Origin of the sequence: Streptomyces sp. NPDC047085 (assembly GCF_040643735.1) — a bacterium.
Classification (GTDB): Bacteria; Actinomycetota; Actinomycetes; order Streptomycetales; family Streptomycetaceae; genus Streptomyces.
On sequence record NZ_JBEYUW010000001.1, the window covers coordinates 826304 to 844360 of the forward strand.

Annotated in this window: 15 protein-coding genes; 8 read left to right on the top strand and 7 right to left on the bottom strand. The window is 70.6% G+C overall.

Annotated features, from left to right (window positions below; genetic code table 11):
* Positions 1-60 precede the first annotated feature (60 nt).
* Entirely contained in the window at positions 61-897 is an 837-nt protein-coding gene (locus ABZ865_RS03510; RefSeq protein ID WP_361223087.1) for a peptidoglycan recognition protein, read from the top strand.
* Here ABZ865_RS03510 and ABZ865_RS03515 read toward each other — a convergent pair.
* From ABZ865_RS03515 to ABZ865_RS03530, 4 genes are all read right to left on the bottom strand, one after another.
* Positions 887-1405: a DUF4240 domain-containing protein gene (locus ABZ865_RS03515; RefSeq protein ID WP_361224360.1), complete on the bottom strand. Its 519-nt coding sequence runs from the start codon at positions 1403-1405 to the stop codon at positions 887-889. The two genes, ABZ865_RS03510 and ABZ865_RS03515, sit on opposite strands and share 11 nt — an antisense overlap.
* 56 nt (positions 1406-1461) lie before the next feature.
* Positions 1462-2445 (bottom strand): YafY family protein, encoded by a 984-nt coding sequence (locus ABZ865_RS03520; RefSeq protein ID WP_361223090.1) that lies wholly within the window; start codon positions 2443-2445, stop codon positions 1462-1464.
* A gap of 56 nt (positions 2446-2501) precedes the next feature.
* Positions 2502-5204, bottom strand: coding sequence for a pyruvate dehydrogenase (acetyl-transferring), homodimeric type (gene aceE / locus ABZ865_RS03525; RefSeq protein ID WP_361223093.1), 2703 nt, complete (start codon positions 5202-5204; stop codon positions 2502-2504).
* 293 nt (positions 5205-5497) lie between these two features.
* Positions 5498-6121 carry a GntR family transcriptional regulator gene (locus tag ABZ865_RS03530; protein ID WP_361223096.1) on the bottom strand — a complete coding sequence of 208 codons (624 nt, stop codon included), beginning with the start codon at positions 6119-6121 and terminating at the stop codon, positions 5498-5500.
* A gap of 209 nt (positions 6122-6330) precedes the next feature.
* Here ABZ865_RS03530 and ABZ865_RS03535 point away from each other — a divergent pair, with 209 nt between their 5' ends.
* The 6 genes from ABZ865_RS03535 to ABZ865_RS03560 all read left to right on the top strand — a co-directional run bounded on the left by ABZ865_RS03535 (position 6331) and on the right by ABZ865_RS03560 (position 10451).
* Positions 6331-6723: a WXG100 family type VII secretion target gene (locus ABZ865_RS03535; RefSeq protein ID WP_361223098.1), complete on the top strand. Its 393-nt coding sequence runs from the start codon at positions 6331-6333 to the stop codon at positions 6721-6723.
* A gap of 76 nt (positions 6724-6799) precedes the next feature.
* On the top strand, positions 6800-7114 hold the full coding sequence (locus ABZ865_RS03540) for a WXG100 family type VII secretion target (protein ID WP_361223100.1): 315 nt from the start codon (positions 6800-6802) through the stop codon (positions 7112-7114).
* 125 nt (positions 7115-7239) lie between these two features.
* Positions 7240-8865, top strand: coding sequence for an RNase A-like domain-containing protein (locus ABZ865_RS03545; protein ID WP_361223103.1), 1626 nt, complete (start codon positions 7240-7242; stop codon positions 8863-8865).
* A 17-nt stretch (positions 8866-8882) separates the two neighbouring features.
* Positions 8883-9446 (top strand): hypothetical protein, encoded by a 564-nt coding sequence (locus tag ABZ865_RS03550; protein WP_361223106.1) that lies wholly within the window; start codon positions 8883-8885, stop codon positions 9444-9446.
* Positions 9447-9484: 38 nt separating this feature from the next.
* Positions 9485-9784: an RNase A-like domain-containing protein gene (locus ABZ865_RS03555; protein ID WP_361223109.1), complete on the top strand. Its 300-nt coding sequence runs from the start codon at positions 9485-9487 to the stop codon at positions 9782-9784.
* A 16-nt stretch (positions 9785-9800) separates the two neighbouring features.
* Positions 9801-10451, top strand: a complete 651-nt coding sequence (locus ABZ865_RS03560; protein ID WP_361223112.1) for a contact-dependent growth inhibition system immunity protein — start codon at positions 9801-9803, stop codon at positions 10449-10451.
* Between the two features lie 85 nt (positions 10452-10536).
* Here the strand turns inward: ABZ865_RS03560 and sucB are convergent, their stop codons facing one another.
* The 3 genes from sucB to ABZ865_RS03575 all read right to left on the bottom strand — a co-directional run bounded on the left by sucB (position 10537) and on the right by ABZ865_RS03575 (position 15581).
* Positions 10537-12324, bottom strand: a complete 1788-nt coding sequence (gene sucB / locus ABZ865_RS03565) for a 2-oxoglutarate dehydrogenase, E2 component, dihydrolipoamide succinyltransferase (protein WP_361223114.1) — start codon at positions 12322-12324, stop codon at positions 10537-10539.
* 61 nt (positions 12325-12385) lie between these two features.
* On the bottom strand, positions 12386-13774 hold the full coding sequence (gene lpdA, locus ABZ865_RS03570; protein WP_361223117.1) for a dihydrolipoyl dehydrogenase: 1389 nt from the start codon (positions 13772-13774) through the stop codon (positions 12386-12388).
* 280 nt (positions 13775-14054) lie between these two features.
* Positions 14055-15581, bottom strand: a complete 1527-nt coding sequence (locus ABZ865_RS03575; RefSeq protein WP_361223120.1) for a leucyl aminopeptidase — start codon at positions 15579-15581, stop codon at positions 14055-14057.
* A 344-nt stretch (positions 15582-15925) separates the two neighbouring features.
* Between ABZ865_RS03575 and ABZ865_RS03580 the strand changes: the two genes are divergently transcribed.
* On the top strand, positions 15926-17965 hold the full coding sequence (locus ABZ865_RS03580) for a hypothetical protein (protein WP_361223123.1): 2040 nt from the start codon (positions 15926-15928) through the stop codon (positions 17963-17965).
* The last annotated feature ends 92 nt before the right edge of the window (positions 17966-18057 follow it).

Sequence of the window (18057 nt, forward strand, 5' to 3'; positions counted from 1 at the left end):
GTTCCGCCAGGTGGCACAGCACACCTCGCGGACGGGCCGGACCGGTCCCACAGTGGGCCCATGCGTCTGTTGCGAGTGCCCAGGCCACGCAAGTGGCGAGCCGTGCGCCTGCCCGTGCCCCGTGCCCTCCTCGTCCCGCTCTGCGCTCTGCCCGCCCTGGCCGCCGTCGCCGTGCTGGTCCTGTTCGCCCCGGGCACCGAACGCACCGGCTCGGCCCAGGTCCTGCGGCCCGTCCCGGCCCAGGCCGGCACCCCCTACCGCGCGGCCCGCCCGGCCATCGTGCCGCGCGCCGCCTGGCTGGACAGCGCCACCCGGCGCACCCAGCCGCCCCCGCGCTACGACGACAGGGTGATCGCCGTCTTCGTTCACCACACCGACTCGCCCAACGGCTACGACTGCGCCGACACCCCGAGCGTCATCCGCTCCCTGTACTCGGGCCAGACCGGCGCCCGCGACTGGGACGACATCGGCTACAACTTCCTCGTCGACCGCTGCGGCACCATCTACGAGGGCCGCGCCGGAGGCGTCGAGCGGGCCGTCACCGGCGCCCACACCCAGGGCTTCAACCACCGCACCGCCGGCATCGCGGCCCTCGGCACCTTCACCGAAGGCGTCCCCGTGCCCCGGGCCATGACCGACGCGATCGCCCGCCTCGCCGCCTGGAAGCTGGGCCTGTCCGGCATCGACCCGCGCGCCCGCGTCCGGCTCGTCTCCAGCAACGACCTCAGCCACTACAAGGCGGGCGCCACCGCCGTCCTGCCCGCCGTCTCCGGCCACAACGCCGGCTACCCGACCAGCTGCCCCGGCGCCGCCCTCGGCGCCGAGCTCCCCGCCATCAGGGAGTCCGCGGCCCGGCTGCAGGGCCGGACGCCGCCGGCGAAACCGATCACTCCCTGAACCGCTCCCACAGCCGGGGATACCGCTCGGCGAGCGCCCGGTCGTTCTCGAAGTCGACCGGCGTGCCCTCCGGTTCGGAGGGCGCCGGGGGGATGCCCAGGTCCGGGGCGACGGTGCCGGTCAGCTGCTCGTACGCCTCGTCGGCCGCGTAGCCCAGCTCCTCGCCGTCGCCGTCGATCTCCTCGTCGAAGTCGTCCAGCAGGTCCGCGAGGGAGTCGGGGGCGTGCACGGCACCCTCGTACACCTCGCGGCCCTGGCCGATCAGCCAGCACCGGAAGAAGTCGAACGCGTCGTCGCTGGCCCCGTCCAGCAGCACCCAGGCGGCGCCCCACAGGTCCCAGTGGTAGGCGCGGTTGTAGCGCGCCTCGAAGTGACGGGCGAAGTCCAGGACCATCTCCGGGTCCAGCTGGAGCAGCCGGTCCACCAGCAGGTCCGCCTGCTCCTCGGGGTCGCCCTCGGCGGCCTCGCGGCTGGCGTCGATCAGCTCCCAGAACTCCGTCTCGTCCATCACGGCACCAGCATCGGGCCTGAGCCGGTGTGCCGCACGCGGAGTACGGCGGATCGTTACTTCTCGTACAGAGCGGCGAGGCGTACGGCATCGCGCGTGAACCGCTCCCGCAGACTCTCCGGCGCCAGCACCTCGACCTCCGGCCCCAGCGCCGTCAGCTGGGTGTGCGCGACCTCCTCCGACTCCACCGGCACGGTCACCGTCACCCACTCCTCGGCGTCCGGCGCGCCCGCGTTCTCCAGTGCCTCGCGCGCGGAGAGCGGGTCGACGGCGTACGGCAGCCCGCGCACGCCGTCCGGGGACAGCCGTACGACGACCTCGGCGTGCAGGATCGACCGGGCGAACCGCTCGGCCTGCGCGGCCCAGTGACCGGGCAGGTCGAAGTCCGGATCACGGCTGAAGCGGTCGTCGCGGTCACCGCGGGCGGCCACGGCGTCGAACCGGTCGATCCGGTACGTCCGGAAGGCACCGCCGCCGGCCACCCGCGCGCACAGGTACCAGATCCCCGCCTTCAGCACGAGCCCGTACGGCTCCAGCTCCCGCTCGACTTCGGCGTCGCCGCGCCGGTACACGGCACGCACGAGCCGGTCGTCCCACACCGCCTCGGCGATCACGGGCAGCAGCGCGGGCGTCTCCGGCTCCCGGAACCAGGCGGGCGCGTCCAGATGGAACCGCTGGGCCGCACTGTCCGGGGCGTCCCGCAGGGAGGGCAGCAGCGCGGCGGACACCTTCAGCCGGGCCGCCGAGGCGGCGTCCGCCAGCCCCATGTCCCGCAGCGCCCCCGGCACCCCGCTCAGGAACAGCGCCTCCGCCTCGCTGCGCGCCAGCCCCGTCAGCCGCGTCCGGTACCCGCCGACCAGCCGGTACCCCCCGGCCCGCCCCCGGTCCGCGTACACCGGCACCCCCGCCTCCGACAACGCCTGCGCGTCCCGCGTGACGGTCCGCTCGGACACCTCCAGCTCGCTCGCCAGCTCGGCGGCGGTCATGGAGGGGCGGGACTGGAGGAGAAGCACCATCTTGATGAGGCGTGCGGCGCGCATACGGCCCATCATGCAACGAGGCCCCCGCCGCAGCGGGGGCCTCGTCGGTCGGTTCTTTACAGCCCGTACTTGTCCCGGGCCTCCTTCACCGCCGTCGCCTTGACCTCGCCGCGCCGGGCGAGCTGGGCCAGGGCCGCGACGACGATCGACTGGGCGTCGACGCCGAAGTGGCGGCGGGCGGCCTCGCGGGTGTCGGAGAGGCCGAAGCCGTCGGCGCCCAACGAGGACCAGTCCTGCTCGACCCACTGCGCGATCTGGTCCGGGACCTGGCGCATGTAGTCGGAGACCGCGAGGACCGGGCCCTCGGCGCCCTGCAGGGCCTGACGGACGTAGGGCACGCGCTCCTCGCCGCGCAGGAGGGCCGCGTCGGCCTCCATCGCGTCGCGGCGCAGCTCCGACCAGGAGGTCGCGGACCACACGTCGGCGGCCACACCCCAGTCCTCGGCGAGCAGCTTCTGCGCCTCAAGGGCCCAGTGGATCGCCGTACCGGAACCCAGCAGCTGGATGCGCGGGGCGTTGGCGGCCGGGGTGATGCCCGCCGACTCCGCCGTGTTGAAGCGGTACAGGCCCTTGACGATGCCCTCGTCGATGCCGAGCCCGGCCGGCTTGGCCGGCTGCGGCAGCGGCTCGTTGTAGACCGTCAGGTAGTAGAAGACGTTCTGGTCCTCGCCCGGCTTGGCCTCGCCGTACATCCGGCGCAGACCCTCGCGGACGATGACCGCGATCTCGTAGGCGAACGCGGGGTCGTAGGTCAGCGACGCCGGGTTGGTGGCCGCGATGACCGGGGAGTGGCCGTCGGCGTGCTGCAGGCCCTCACCGGTGAGGGTCGTACGGCCCGCGGTCGCGCCGACGAGGAAGCCGCGGCCGAGCTGGTCGCCGAGCTGCCACATCTGGTCGGCCGTGCGCTGCCAGCCGAACATCGAGTAGAAGATGTAGAACGGGATCATCGCCTCGCCGTGCGTCGCGTACGCGGTGGACGCGGCGATGAAGTCGGCCATCGAACCGGCCTCGGTGATCCCCTCGTTGAGGATCTGGCCGTTCTTGGCCTCCTTGTAGTACATGAGCTGGTCGCGGTCGACCGGCTCGTACGTCTGGCCCTTGGGGGAGTAGATGCCCAGGGACGGGAAGAGGCTCTCCATACCGAAGGTGCGCGCCTCGTCGGGGACGATCGGCACCCAGCGCTTGCCGGTCTCCTTGTCGCGGACCAGGTCCTTGACCAGGCGGACGAAGGCCATGGTGGTGGCGACGTTCTGCGAGCCGGAGCCCTTGTCGAAGGAGGCGAAGGCCTTCTCGGCGGGGGCGGGCAGCGGGGCCAGCGCGTGCGTGCGGCGGGCCGGGGCCGGGCCGCCGAGGGCCGCGCGGCGCTCCTGGAGGTAGCGGACCTCGGGGGAGTCGGCGCCAGGGTGGCCGTAGGGCACCACGCCGTCGGCGAAGTCGCTGTCCTTGATCGGCAGGCCGAGCAGGTCCCGCATCGTCTTGAACTCGTCCACCGTCAGCTTCTTCATCTGGTGGTTGGCGTTCTTCGACGCGAAGCCCTCGCCGAGGGTGTGGCCCTTGACCGTCTGGGCCAGGATCACGGTCGGCGCGCCCTTGTGCTCGACGGCGGCCTTGTACGCGGCGTAGACCTTGCGGGCCTCGTGACCACCGCGGGAGAGGTGGAAGCACTCGAGGATCTTGTCGTCGCTCAGCAGCTTCGCCATCTCGGCGAGCGCCGGGTCCTTGCCGAAGAAGTCGGCGCGGATGTAGGCGGCGTCGCGGGTCTGGTACGTCTGGATCTGCGCGTCCGGTACCTCGCGCAGACGGCGCACGAGCGCACCCGTGGTGTCGAGCTGGAACAGCTCGTCCCAGGCCGAGCCCCACAGGGTCTTGATGACGTTCCAGCCGGCGCCGCGGAACTGGGCCTCCAGCTCCTGCACGATCTTGAAGTTGGCGCGGACCGGGCCGTCGAGGCGCTGCAGGTTGCAGTTGATGACGAAGGTGAGGTTGTCCAGCTCCTCACGGGCGGCGAGCGCGAGGGCCGCGGTCGACTCCGGCTCGTCCATCTCGCCGTCGCCGAGGAACGCCCACACGTGCGAGGCGGAGACGTCCTTGATGCCGCGGTTGGTGAGGTAGCGGTTGAAGCGCGCCTGGTAGATCGCCGACAGCGGGCCGAGGCCCATCGACACCGTCGGGAACTCCCACAGCCAGGGCAGGCGGCGCGGGTGCGGGTAGGAGGGCAGGCCGTTGCCGCCGGCCTCCTGGCGGAAGTTGTCGAGGTGCGCCTCGTTCAGGCGGCCGTCGAGGAAGGCGCGGGCGTAGATGCCCGGGGAGGCGTGGCCCTGGATGTACAGCTGGTCGCCGGAACCGTCGCCCTCCTTGCCCTTGAAGAAGTGGTTGAAGCCGGTCTCGTAGAGCCAGGCCGCGGAGGCGAAGGTGGCGATGTGGCCGCCGACGCCGTACTTCGAGCCGCGGGTCACCATGGCGGCCGCGTTCCAGCGGTTCCAGGCGGTGATCCGGGCCTCCATCTCCGGGTCACCGGGCAGGCCCGGCTCGGCGGAGGTGGGGATGGTGTTGACGTAGTCGGTCTCGAGGAGCTTCGGCAGCGCGATGCCGCCCGCCTCGGCGCGCTCCAGCGTGCGGCGCATCAGGTATGCGGCGCGGTGCGGCCCGGCCTCCCTGGCGACGGCGTCCAGGGAGGCCTGCCATTCGGCGGTCTCCTCCGGGTCGCGGTCGGGGAGCTGGTCGAGCGCGCTCGGCTGGATGGCGTTGGGGTCGGTCATGTCGCCGCCTTCCTCAGTCGAAGGGGTTCCCTCATCGGTAAGGGTTCGGGGGTTGCCCTTGGTCTTTGGCAGGACAGGGCAGGCGGACGGTGGCGGTGTCGGTTTGCGACCCCGTCGCGTGTCCGTCGGCGACTGTAACCCCCTGATCGATGATCGATCAAAGGGTTGAGGGGCAAAACTTCTCGATTGCGAGAAAGTAGGCACGCGGTGCCTACGATGATGGCACCGGGTGACGTCGAATCGCCTTGTTTTCGCAGGTGAGCGCGGGAGTGCTCGACTGAATCAAGGGCGGCTCAGGCGCGCGGGGCACACCCGAGGACGTGCGCCTTCACCAGCTCCGCGATCCTCGGATCCCGGCGCTTGAACGCCTGCACCAGCTCCTCGTGCTCCTCCGCGTACGACTGTTGGACCGTGCCCAGCCAGCGGATGGAGAGGGCCGTGAAGACCTCGATGCCCAGGCCCTCCCAGGTGTGCAGCAGCACCGAGTTGTGCGCGGCGCGGACCAACTCGCGGTGGAAGCCGACGGTGTGGCGGACCTGGGCGGTGCCGTCGGCCATGCGGTCGGCCTCGTACAGGGCCAGGACGTGCGGCTCCAGGGCCGAGCAGTCCTCGGCGAGCAGGTCGGCCGCCAGCTCCGCCGCGATGGCCTCCAGGCCGGCCCGGACGGGGTAGCTCTCCTCCAGGTCGGCCGCGGTCAGATTCCGCACCCGCACGCCCTTGTTCGGCGCGGACTCGATCAGCCGCAGGGACTCCAGCTCGCGCAGGGCCTCCCGGACCGGCGTCTGGCTGACCTCCAGCTCGGTGGCGATCCGCCGCTCCACGATGCGCTCGCCCGGCTGCCAGCGCCCGCTGACGATCCCCTCCACGATGTGCTCGCGGATCTGTTCGCGCAGCGAGTGGACGACGGGCGCGGTCATGAGGGCTCCTTAGGGAGGGCTGACGTTTAGACAATACGGCGGGTTCGCTCCGCGGGTGGGGCGGGTGGGCGTGCTTTGGTGCAGGTGAGACGAGGCGCACATGGGGAGTGGGGGCGCGCCGTCCGCCAAACCTGCACCTGTCGAACCCGCCTTCGATTACGTTGTTCTCGCGGACGCAGCAGGCAGCCGAGGCGGAGCGGAACGGGGGCGTGGTGGGTCAGAAGAAGGATCTGGCGGCCAAGCACGAAGATCTGACCAAGCTGGCCGACGACCTCCACACGATGCAGAGTCACCTGACCCGGCAGGTCGAGCGCATGGACCGGCTCGTCGACGAGATCGAAGAGGGCTGGCAGGGGCCCGCGGCGGTCGAGTACCGCAAGCTCCACCACTCGGTCGCCGAGGACGCCGTCCGGATCCGCGAGGTCATGAAGAACCTCGAAGAGGCCGTGCGACTGAGCCGGGACGGGTTCACCGAGACGGAGCTCGAGGTACTGGCTCGCATGCGTGCCGTGCACGTCGATGTCCAGGCCGAGGCGGACAAGCTCTCCACGCCCGCCGAGGTGCCGTCGGCGCGCCCGCGCAGCGGCCTCGACCGGCTGTGACCCAGCCGTTGTCAGTGAACGACGCGATGCGGGACGGCCGCGCGGCAGCGCGCCGTCCGGAACGGGGGAATGTGGCATGCAGGGCGGTAGCGCCGAAGACGACTACATAGCGGTCTCGTTCGGGACGTTGGAACATCTGACCGTCGAACTCGACGACATCCTCAAGCAGCTCGACGGACGCCTGGACGACCTCTACACGCGCCTTGCGCCGGTCGTCGCGTCCTGGCAGGGCGAGGCCCGCGAGGTGTTCCTCCGCGAGCTCGACAAGTGGGACAAGTCGGCGAGGGACCTGCAGGCGGCCCAGAAGTGGCTGCACGAGGTGGTGACCAGTGGTCATCGCGGGTACGCGGCCGCGCACAGCGCGGTGCTCCGGGGATGGGGCGGCGCCTGATGGCCGAGCGGCGGCCCACCGACGAGGAGCGGAAGAGGGAGCAAGCCGAGGCCCGGACCCGGTCGCCCAAGACGAGCGGCGGCGGATTCGACGTACAGCCGCAGCACCTGTACTACACCTCCCTCGTGGTGCGCGACGGGCAGTTCGACTACGACAAGGGCGCCACGGCGCTGGTCGAGATGCTGAACGAGTACAGCCAGTCGGCGGGCGCCGGCTGGGGCGCGGACGCCTTCGCGGCCGCGTACAAGAGCGTGAGCGAGAAGTTCCTCCAGCTCTGGGCGAAGAGCGTGGTCAGTGTCGGCGGTGTCGCCGTCGGTCTGACGGAAACGGCGAACAAGTATGTCCAGGCCGACTGGCAGGCGCGCAGGATGTACGGCCCGCCGCCCGTGGCGAAGACGCCGCCCGTCGTCATCGAGAAGCCGCCCACGTACGGCCCGGTCAACGACATCAAGTGGTCCGGCACTGGCGAGGACGCGGACTCCTCGGAGATCGCCGGCATCCTCGGCGAGATACCCGACTTCCTCGCCGATGTGATCCGGCCGGCCATCGAGCACGGCCTCAGGCTCGGCAAGATGCACGAGATCACGCCGGGGTGCCGGGACGAGGAGTTCAAGGACATGGCCACCGCTTGGGGTGCGGCCCAGAAGGCCGCCAAGGGCGCGTCCGACGACTTCAACGGTGCCATCAAGTTCATCAGCAACAACAAGGGCAACGACGAGTGGCAGGGCGCCATGAAGGCCTTCTGCCAGACCGTCTGGGGCACCACCGAATGGGGCAGGACCTATGACAAACAGATGAACCGGATCTCCATCGGTCGTACCTGGAAGACGGACCGCAAAGTCGTGCCCGCGAAGCGGCGTCCCATCATCGAGATCCTCATGGAGACCGCGACCAAAGTGCAGGACCAGCTCGACGAGCTGGCCAAGGTGGCCGTGACGACCAGGGAGACCACCACTCGGCTCGGCAAGGAGGCGGCGAAGGCCACGGTCAGGGACCTGACCACGGACCTCGACCCGTTCGAGATGACGCGGCTCGGGGCGACCCTGGCGTTCGGCGAGATCGTCATGACGTTCCGCTCGCACATGGACAAGGCGGCCGCGGACGCGGCGGTCGAGAAGTACCACCAGGCCTTCAGCGACGCAGCCGCCAAGCTGAAGGAGCTGGAGCCCGAGCTGGACGAGGCACTGCTCAGCGTGCCCACGTTCGTGGCGGAGGAGGCCCGCGCGGAAGGGTACGGAGCGCGCTCCCTCAACGACTTCAAGAAGGAGCACAGCTGGCAGCGGCCGGAGAGCACGATCCCGTACAAGTACTCCATCGATCTTGCCACCGAGGAGGAACTGTACGGTGGGCACAGCATTGACAAGCATGTCGGTTTGACGGACGAGCAGTTGACACAGCGGTTGCGAGACGAGGCGAGCGGGGCGGGCAAGGTCGATATTCCCGCTGCTTCCTCCTTCACTGACCTGGAATCGGCACAGTATTACACTCAGCACAATATCCGAACCAATACGGCAGAAATCGACAAGTGGCTTAAAGGCCCGCCGCCTCCAGTGCCGGGTGAAAAGCAGGACTTCTCCGTGGCCGCGGTGCCTTCGGGGCCTCTCGGGATTCCGGCGGTGACAGGGCGTACGGCGCCGGTGGTGAATGATCGGCCGACGCCGCCACAGGACGCTCACGGTGTTCTGACCGTACTCAAATACGAACCGAACCTGGACCCGCCGTTCGTGGTCCTGACGTCCATGCCCCAATGATGAGTGAGGAGACAGCGATGGCCGAACTCGACGAGCGGTTGTGGTCCGATGCGATCGACATGTACGAGCGTCGCGCGACCATTGCCAAGGTGACGAGCAGGGAGCACGAGAACTGGGTGCACGACCTGTCCACCCTGATGCGCGGTGACACCCGGGACGCCCGCGGCTGGCGCACGGTGGACATATGGGAGGGCGAACTCGAAAGGCTCGACGAACCGTCCTACCCCTTCGTCATACCTCCGGAGGCCCTCGCTACGGCGGATGCCTGGAAGTCCTACCTGCATGAGATCTCGCGTTCGCAGGCCGTACGGTTCCTCGTGGCCCTTTCCACGCCCTGGATCGATGTCACAAAGGAACCGGATTTCGAGGAGCGCAGGGAGGCTCTTGAAGCGAACGCCCGCGTCATCCTGTCGCGCTTTCCTGAAGGCTCGCACTTCTACGCGAACACAGGGTACGGCAGCGATACCCGCGACTACTACCAGCGTGTTTCTCGGTGGTACTCCTTTTCCGTGCGCACTTTCGACTTCGGCCTGGTACTCGTCTCGGAGACGGAAGTCGGGATGGTCTGGTCATTCCGCTGATGTGATGCGATCCGTACTGCCCACCATGGAGAAGCCCCGTGCGTACCCGCACCGCCACCTACCCCGACCGGGAAACCGCCCAGTGGGCGACCCAGCACGTGGTCACCCGGAACGAACAGGTCATCCACCGCTGGCTGGCCCAGTCCACCCGGCGGCGGCTGACGATCGAGGCGGCCTGGCCGTCCCGCGAGGAGCCCGTCGGCAGGGTGCTGCTGCAGGCCATGATGCTGGCCGGGCGCGGAGCCGTCGACGTACGGGCCGCCCGGGTCGTGCTGCGCCGCGAGCCGTCCTCCGCGCACGGGTTCGCCGTGCACGCCAGTTTCCCCGTCTACCTGTGAAGGCAGTGGTCCGACCGTGGCGCTGACCCCCCTCGAACACGACCGCGGATACGGCGAGCTGGACCAGGTCCTGCGCGCCTACCTCGGGCAGCCGGCCGACGACACCGAGGAGAAGCCGAGCGCGGCTCTCACCGCGTATCTGCGGCACACCTGGCACACCCGCCCCTGGGCGCTCGCCGTCGCCGAGAGCCAGCTGCGGGAGTACGCGCGCACCCCACCGGGGCGGCTGAGGGTCCGGCTCGGCGAGTTCTACGATCTGCCGGACGTGGGCCTGGCCGACGCGGAGATCCTGGACTGGCTGATGTTGGTCGCCGACCACATCCGGCGAAGTGTCGAGGAGGGGCTGGTCCCGGCCCCGGCGAAGCCGGACACGCACTGGGAGTGGCATGCCAGGTTTCCCGAGCTGGGGCAGTTCCTCGGCGGCTGGTTCTCGCAGGACATGCCCGACGAGTTCGGGGGGCACGAGGCGGCGGTGGACGACTACGCCGCGACGACCGACCGGCAGCTCGTCGCACGCCTGGTGGGGGAGATCCGGGAACTGTTGGCCCTCGGGCTCGACGAGAGCGAGTACGCCGTCGGTGCCGCCGAGCTGGGCATGGAGGTCGAGACCCCGGACCAGTTCGCCGTGAGCGGCTGGCTCGCGCTGGTGGCGGCACGCCTCGCGTAGCGGAGTCCCGCTCGCAATGGGCAGAGCCCCCGCCCGGAGAAGGACTCCGGACGGGGGCTCTCGCCGTACTGCCTGATCAGGGAGATCAGAGGCCGAGCTCGACCTCGAACTCGCCCGCCTCCAGGATCGCCTTGACCGTCGTCAGGTAACGGGCCGCGTCGGCGCCGTCGACCAGGCGGTGGTCGTAGGAGAGGGTCAGGTAGGTCATGTCGCGGACGCCGATGACCGTGCCCTCCTCGGTCTCGATGACGGCCGGACGCTTGACCGTGGCACCGATGCCGAGGATCGCGACCTGGCCCGGCGGCACGATGATCGTGTCGAACAGCGCGCCGCGCGAACCGGTGTTGGAGATGGTGAAGGTCGCGCCGGACAGCTCGTCCGGGGTGATCTTGTTGCCGCGGACCTTGCCCGCCAGCTCCGCCGTGGCCTTGGCGATGCCGGCGATGTTGAGGTCGCCCGCGTGCTTGATGACCGGGGTCATCAGGCCCTTCTCGGAGTCCACCGCGATACCGATGTTCTCGGTGTCGAAGTAGGTGATCGTGCCCTCGGCCTCGTTGATCTTGGCGTTGACGACCGCGTGGGCCTTCAGCGCCTGCGCGGCGGCCTTGACGAAGAACGGCATCGGGGAGAGCTTGACGCCCTCACGGGCCGCGAAGGAGTCCTTCGCCTTGGCGCGCAGCTTCATCAGGCGGGTGACGTCGACCTCGACGACCGACGACAGCTGGGCCTGCTCGTGCAGCGCCTTGACCATGTTGTCGCCGATGACCTTGCGGATGCGGGGCATCTTGACGGTCTGGCCGCGCAGCGAGGAGACCTCGAGCGCCGGGGCCTTCTTGGCGGCGGCGGCAGCCGGGGCGGCGGCGGCCGGAGCCGGAGCGGCGGCGGCCTTCGCGGCTTCGGCGGCGGCGATGACGTCCTGCTTGCGGATACGGCCGCCGACGCCGGTGCCCTTGACGGTGGACAGGTCGACGCCGTTCTCGGCGGCGAGCTTGCGCACCAGCGGGGTGACGTAGGCGCCCTCGTCGGTCGGCTGGACGGCGGCCGGAGCGGCCGGCGCCGGGGTGACCGGAGCCGCCGGGGCGGGCGCCGGGGCGGCCGGGGCCGGGGCAGCGGCGGCGGGCGCCGGAGCCGGAGCGGCGGGGGCCGGGGCGGCCGGGGCCGCGGGCGCGGCCGGGGCAGCCGGAGCCGGGGCCGGAGCGGCCGGGGCAGCGGCGGCGGGAGCCGGGGCAGCGGGGGCCGGGGCGGCCGCGGGAGCGGCACCCGGCGCGCCGATGACGGCGAGCTTGGCGCCGACCTCGGCGGTCTCGTCCTCGCCGACCACGATCTCGAGCAGCACACCGGAGGTGGGCGCCGGGATCTCGGTGTCGACCTTGTCCGTGGAGACCTCGAGCAGCGGCTCGTCGGCCTCGACGGAGTCGCCGACCGACTTCAGCCAGCGGGTGACGGTGCCCTCGGTGACGGACTCACCGAGCGCGGGCAGGACCACGTCCGTGCCCTGGGCGCCACCGGCCGGGGCCGCGGGGGCCTCGGCGGCGGGAGCCGGGGCCGCGGGGGCCTCGGCGGCGGGGGCCGGGGTGGGCTCGGCCGGGGGAGCCGGCACCTCCTCGACGGCCGGGGCGGCAGCGGGCGCACCCGTGCCGTCGTCGATGACGGCGAGCTCGGCGCCGACCTCGACGGTCTCGTCCTCGGCGACCTTGATGGAGGCCAGCACGCCGGAAGCGGGAGAGGGGATCTCGGTGTCGACCTTGTCGGTCGAGACCTCGAGCAGCGGCTCGTCGGCCTCGACGCGCTCGCCCTCGGCCTTCAGCCAGCGGGTGACAGTGCCCTCGGTGACGCTCTCACCGAGCGCCGGAAGGGTTACGGAAACCGCCATGGTTTCGGTTGCTCCTTACGAATTGCGGAAGTCTGTGTCGTCGCGCCCGTTGACCGAAGGCTCAGTCGTGGGAGTGCAGCGGCTTGCCGGCGAGCGCCAGGTGCGCCTCGCCCATCGCCTCGTTCTGCGTCGGGTGGGCGTGGATGAGCTGGGCGACCTCGGCCGGCAGCGCCTCCCAGTTGTAGATCAGCTGGGCCTCGCCGACCTGCTCACCCATCCGGTCGCCGACCATGTGGACGCCGACCACGGCACCGTCCTTGACCTGGACGAGCTTGATCTCGCCCGAGGTGTTCAGGATCTTGCTCTTGCCGTTGCCCGCCAGGTTGTACTTCAGAGCGACGACCTTGTCCGCGCCGTAGATCTCCTTGGCCTTGGCCTCGGTGATGCCGACGGAGGCGACCTCCGGGTGGCAGTACGTCACCCGCGGGACACCGTCGTAGTCGATCGGAACGACCTTCAGACCGGCCAGACGCTCCGCCACCAGCATGCCCTCGGCGAAGCCGACGTGCGCGAGCTGGAGCGTCGGGACGAGGTCACCGACGGCGGAGATGGTCGGAACGTTGGTCCGCATGTACTCGTCGACCAGGACGTAGCCACGGTCCATGGCGACGCCCTGCTCCTCGTAGCCCAGGCCCTGCGAGACCGGGCCACGGCCGACGGCGACGAGGAGGACCTCGGCCTCGAACTCCTTGCCGTCCGCGAGGGTGACCTTCACACCGTCCTGGGTGTACTCGGCCTTCTGGAAGAAGGTGCCCAGGTTGAACTTGATGCCGCGCTTGCGGAACGCGCGCTCAAGCAGCTTCGAGCTGTTCTCGTCCTCGACCGGGACGAGGTGCTTGAGGCCCTCGATGACCGTGACGTCGGCACCGAAGGACTTCCACGCCGAGGCGAACTCGACGCCGATGACACCGCCGCCCAGGATGATCGCGGACTTCGGCACGCGGTCCAGGACGAGGGCGTGGTCGGAGGAGATGATCCGGTTGCCGTCGATCTCCAGGCCCGGCAGCGACTTCGGCACGGAGCCGGTCGCCAGCAGCACGTGGCGGCCCTGGATGCGCTGGCCGTTCACGTCGACGGACGTGGGGGAGGACAGCCGGCCCTCACCCTCGATGTAGGTCACCTTGCGGGACGCGATCAGGCCCTGCAGACCCTTGTACAGGCCGGCGATGACGCCGTCCTTGTACTTGTGGACGGCCGGGACGTCGATGCCCTCGAAGGTCGCCTTGACACCGAACTGCTCGCTCTCGCGGGCCTGGTCGGCGATCTCGCCCGCGTGGAGCAGGGCCTTGGTGGGGATGCAACCCCGGTGCAGGCAGGTGCCGCCGACCTTGTCCTTCTCGATCAGGGCGACGTCCAGGCCCAGCTGCGCCCCGCGCAGGGCCGCGGCGTAACCACCGCTACCACCGCCGAGGATCACTAGGTCGAAAACGGTGCTGGCGTCGTTCGCCACGTCACGTCCTCCATGCATGTGCGCCGTGCGCCGGTCGTCGGTGACCGGCAGGCGGCTGGTGTCCGGCCGCTTGATGCTTCGGCCCTTCGGTGGGGCCCTGTCCTGCCGGGCTCCATCTTTGCACTTGTCGGACGAGATCGAGACGCCGGGCCGGGGTGTGAGACGTCCCACGTTCCCTTGAAACGAACGGAGGGAGCAGTACGCCTGCAGGGGCGCGGGGACACAACCCCCACGCCCCTGCGGTCGCCGTACTACGGCCGGGACCGGGCTCTCGGGCGACTCAGCCCAGGTCACCCGCCGCGGTCAGCTCCGCGAGCCGCACCAGCGTCCGCACCGCCGACCCCGTGCCGCCCTTCGGCGTGTACCCGAACGGGCCGCCCTCGTTGAACGCCGGCCCGGCGATGTCGAGGTGCGCCCAGGTGATCCCCTCACCCACGAACTCGCGCAGGAAGAGACCGGCGACCAGGCCGCCGCCCATCCGCTCGCCCATGTTCGCGATGTCGGCGACGGAGGACTCCATCCCCTTGCGCAGGTGCTCCGGCAGCGGCATCGGCCACGCCGGCTCGCCGACCTCCTCGGCCGCCTCGTGCAGCGCGGAGCGGAACGCCTCGTCGTTGGCCATGATCCCGAACGTCCGGCTGCCCAGCGCCAGCATCATCGCGCCGGTCAGCGTGGCGACGTCCACGATCGCGTCCGGCTTCTCCTGCGAGGCCGCCCACAGCGCGTCGGCCAGCACCAGCCGGCCCTCCGCGTCGGTGTTGAGCACCTCGACGGTCTTGCCGCTGTACATGCGCAGCACGTCACCCGGCCGCACGGCGGAGCCGGACGGCATGTTCTCGGCCAGCGCCAGCCAGCCGGTGACGTTGACCTCCAGGCCGAGCCGGGCGGCGGCGACGATCGCGGCGAACACGGCGGCCGCACCGCTCATGTCGCACTTCATCGTCTCGTTGTGGCCGGCCGGCTTCAGGGAGATGCCGCCCGAGTCGTAGGTGATGCCCTTGCCGACGAAGGCCAGGTGCTTCTCCGCGTTCGGGTGCGTGTACGTCAGCTTGACCAGGCGCGGGGTGGCCGCCGAGCCGCCGCCGACGCCGAGGATGCCGCCGTAGCCGCCCTTGGCCAGGGCCTTCTCGTCGAGCACCTGCACCTTGATGCCGTGCTCCTTGCCCGCGGCCTGCGCGATGCCCGCGAAGGCCTCCGGGGTGAGGTCGTTCGGCGGCATGTTGATCAGGTCGCGGGAGCGGTTCAGCTCCTCGGAGACCGCGAGGGCCCGGGCGACGGCGCTCTTGTGGGCCGCGTCCCGCGGCTTGCCGCCGAGCAGCGCGGCCTCGGCGAGCGGCGCCTTGCCGTTCTTGGCCTTGGCGTCCTTCGCGCGCTCCTTGTACGCGTCGAAGGAGTACGTGCCGAGCAGCACGCCCTCGGCGATCGCGCCGATCGCGCCGGCGTCGTCGACGGGCAGCGCGAACGCGGCCTTCTTGGACCCGGCGAGGGCCCGGGCCGCCACGCCGGCGGCCTTGCGCAGCGCCTCGGCGTCGTACCCGGCGTCCTTCTCGGGCTCCGCGCCCAGGCCCACCGCCACCACGAGCGGCGCCTTGAAGCCGGCCGGGGCGGGCAGTTTCGTCAGCTCGCCCTCGGCACCCGAGGCGCCGAGGGTCTCCAGGACGCCGGCCAGCCTGCCGTCGTACGCGTTGTCCACGGTGTCCGCGCCCGGTGCGACGACGGGTCCCTTGGCGCCCTTGGCGACACCGATCACGATCGCGTCGGCCCGCAGGCCGGGCGCCGCGGCGGTGCTGAGAGTCAGAGCAGTCACGGTGGTGAAATCTCGCTTCCGATGTGAAGTTGCTGTGGCCGAAATGGGGTGGGTCGACCAGGCCCGAGAGCCGACCCTAGGTCCAGGCCTGGGGGCGTATGGCAACCGGGGCCTTCACCCTGTCGGCGAACACCCGGAACGAGACTACGCGCGTGCGCCCGTTCGCTCATTCCTGCGGGTGTTCACCTGTGCGTGGCGTCGTGGCCACTTCCCACCCCTGGGCATCGGTGACGTGAGCCACACTCGTCGGGTTCCGGTGGGCCGTCGGTCCGTCGAATCACGTGATTTCCACTGATCCTCCGCAAATTCAGCACAGAGGATCTTCTGGGGGGAGGAACCAACCCATGGCGCATCGTGCGCATCGCCGCAGAGCCGTGGCCGCCACCGCCACGGCCGCGGCACTGATCACTCTCGGGACGGCCGCGCCGGACGCGTCGGCCGCCACCGATCCACGCATCGACCTGCGGGTTCTGGTGGTGGACGACGGCGGCGGACAGGTCGGCGCGATCACCGCGCAACTGCAGAGCGAGGGCATCCCGTACTCTCGCGTCGACCTGGACGACTCCGGGCGCCCCACCCTCACCGCCGCGTTCCTCAGCGACACGGTGAACGGTCGTCCCCGAGCCAAGTTCCAGGGCGTGGTGCTGCCGAACGAGGCCCCGTTCGGTGCCGGCTCGGCCGAGCAGACGGCGCTGGAGACGTACGAGCGGACGTACGGCATCCCGCAGGTCGACGCCTACACCTGGGCCCATCCCGAGGTCGGCCTGGACTACACCGACCAGGGCGGCTACGCCGGCGGCCTCGACGGGAGCCCCGCCACCGTCACCTCGGCGGGCAAGGCGGGCGGCCCCTTCGGCTACCTGGACGGCGCGTTCTCCTTCGAGGACAACTCGCCCTCCGTCCAGGAGAGTTACGGCTTCGTCGCGCGGCCCCGCACCGGCTTCACCAGCTATGTCGACGTCCCCGTGCCCGGCGGCACCGGCACCGGCAGCCTGCTCGGCGAGTACGCCCACGACGGGCGCCGCGAGCTGGTGGTGACCTTCGCCTACAACCAGTACCAGCAGCAGTTCCGGGTGCTTGCGCGCGGCATCGTGGAGTGGCTGACCCAGGGCGTGCACCTGGGGCAGGCCCGCAACTACTTCGCCGTCCACGTGGACGACGTCTTCGCGCCCGACGCCCGCTGGGACACCGATCGCAACTGCACCCCCGGGGACATCGACTGCGGCAGCGGCGGCACCGACACCACCACGCCGATCCGGATGACCGCGACCGACGCCCAGTACGCGGCCTCCTGGCAGCAGAGCCACGGCTTCACCCTGGACATGGTCTTCAACGCGGGCGCCGGCGAGGAGTGGAAGAGCGAGCACGGCGGCACCGACGCGCTGACCGACCAGCTCCTCGCGGACAAGGCCAGGTACCGCTGGGTGAACCACACCTACACCCACCCGTTCCTCGGCTGCGTCCAGGACACCTCGACCGTGCCGTGGAGCTGCGCCAGGAACGCCGACGGCTCGACCCAGTGGGTGAGCCGCTCCGAGATCTCCTCGCAGATCTCCGACAACTACAACTGGGCGCAGCGGCACGGCCTCTCCACCGACCGCAGCGAACTGGTCACCGGTGAGCACTCGGGCCTGAGGACCCTGCCCCAGCAGCCCCAGGACAACCCCAACCTCGGCCCCGCGCTCGCCGCCAACGGTGTCAAGTGGACCGGCTCGGACAACTCCCGCGAGCCCGACCAGCGGCTCGTCGGCAGCAGCACGCTCACCGTGCCCCGCTACCCGATGAACGTCTACTACAACGTGGGCACCAAGGCCGAGATGGCCGACGAGTACAACTGGATCTACACGTCCAAGGCCGACGGCGGCAGCGGGATCTGCGAGAACAACCCGACCTCGACCTGCCTGAGCGCACCGCTGGACACGGCCACCGGCTACACCGACCACATCGTGCCCACCGAGGCCCGCACCGACCTCGGGCACGTCCTGGCCAACGACCCCCGCCCGCACTACGCCCACCAGTCCAACCTGGCCGAGGACCGCGTCCTCTACCCCGTCCTGGACCGGGTCCTCGCCGACTACCAGGCGCTGTTCGCCGCCAACACGCCGATCGTCAACCTGCGCCAGAGCGCCATCGGCGCCGAACTGCAGAACCGGGCCACGTGGCAGACCGCGCTGGCGGGCGGCAAGGTCACCGCCTACCGGATCGGCAACACCGTCACCGTAACGGCCCCGTCCGGCACCCAGATCCCGGTCACGGTGCCCGAGGGGACCAAGCAGCAACTCCTGCTCGGTACGACCACTTTCGGCACCGCGTACGCCGGTGAGCGCTCGGCGTGGGGGACGCCGGCTCCGCTCCAGTCGGCACTGACACTGAAACTGCCGTAGGGGGAGCGCGCCCCAAAGGGGCGCGGGGCCGTATCGACATGCGGCTCCGCCGCGCGGGCGCGACCAGCCATGACGGACCCGCGGTCGACGGG

Coding starts and splice junctions, on each gene's coding strand:
- ABZ865_RS03530 (WP_361223096.1), bottom strand. CDS start 6,121: ATGACCGCGCCCGTCGTCCACTCGCTGCGCGAACAGATCCGCGAGCAC.
- ABZ865_RS03540 (WP_361223100.1), top strand. CDS start 6,800: ATGCAGGGCGGTAGCGCCGAAGACGACTACATAGCGGTCTCGTTCGGG.
- ABZ865_RS03515 (WP_361224360.1), bottom strand. CDS start 1,405: ATGGACGAGACGGAGTTCTGGGAGCTGATCGACGCCAGCCGCGAGGCC.
- aceE (WP_361223093.1), bottom strand. CDS start 5,204: ATGACCGACCCCAACGCCATCCAGCCGAGCGCGCTCGACCAGCTCCCC.
- ABZ865_RS03580 (WP_361223123.1), top strand. CDS start 15,926: ATGGCGCATCGTGCGCATCGCCGCAGAGCCGTGGCCGCCACCGCCACG.
- ABZ865_RS03510 (WP_361223087.1), top strand. CDS start 61: ATGCGTCTGTTGCGAGTGCCCAGGCCACGCAAGTGGCGAGCCGTGCGC.
- ABZ865_RS03550 (WP_361223106.1), top strand. CDS start 8,883: ATGGCCGAACTCGACGAGCGGTTGTGGTCCGATGCGATCGACATGTAC.
- ABZ865_RS03520 (WP_361223090.1), bottom strand. CDS start 2,445: ATGCGCGCCGCACGCCTCATCAAGATGGTGCTTCTCCTCCAGTCCCGC.
- sucB (WP_361223114.1), bottom strand. CDS start 12,324: ATGGCGGTTTCCGTAACCCTTCCGGCGCTCGGTGAGAGCGTCACCGAG.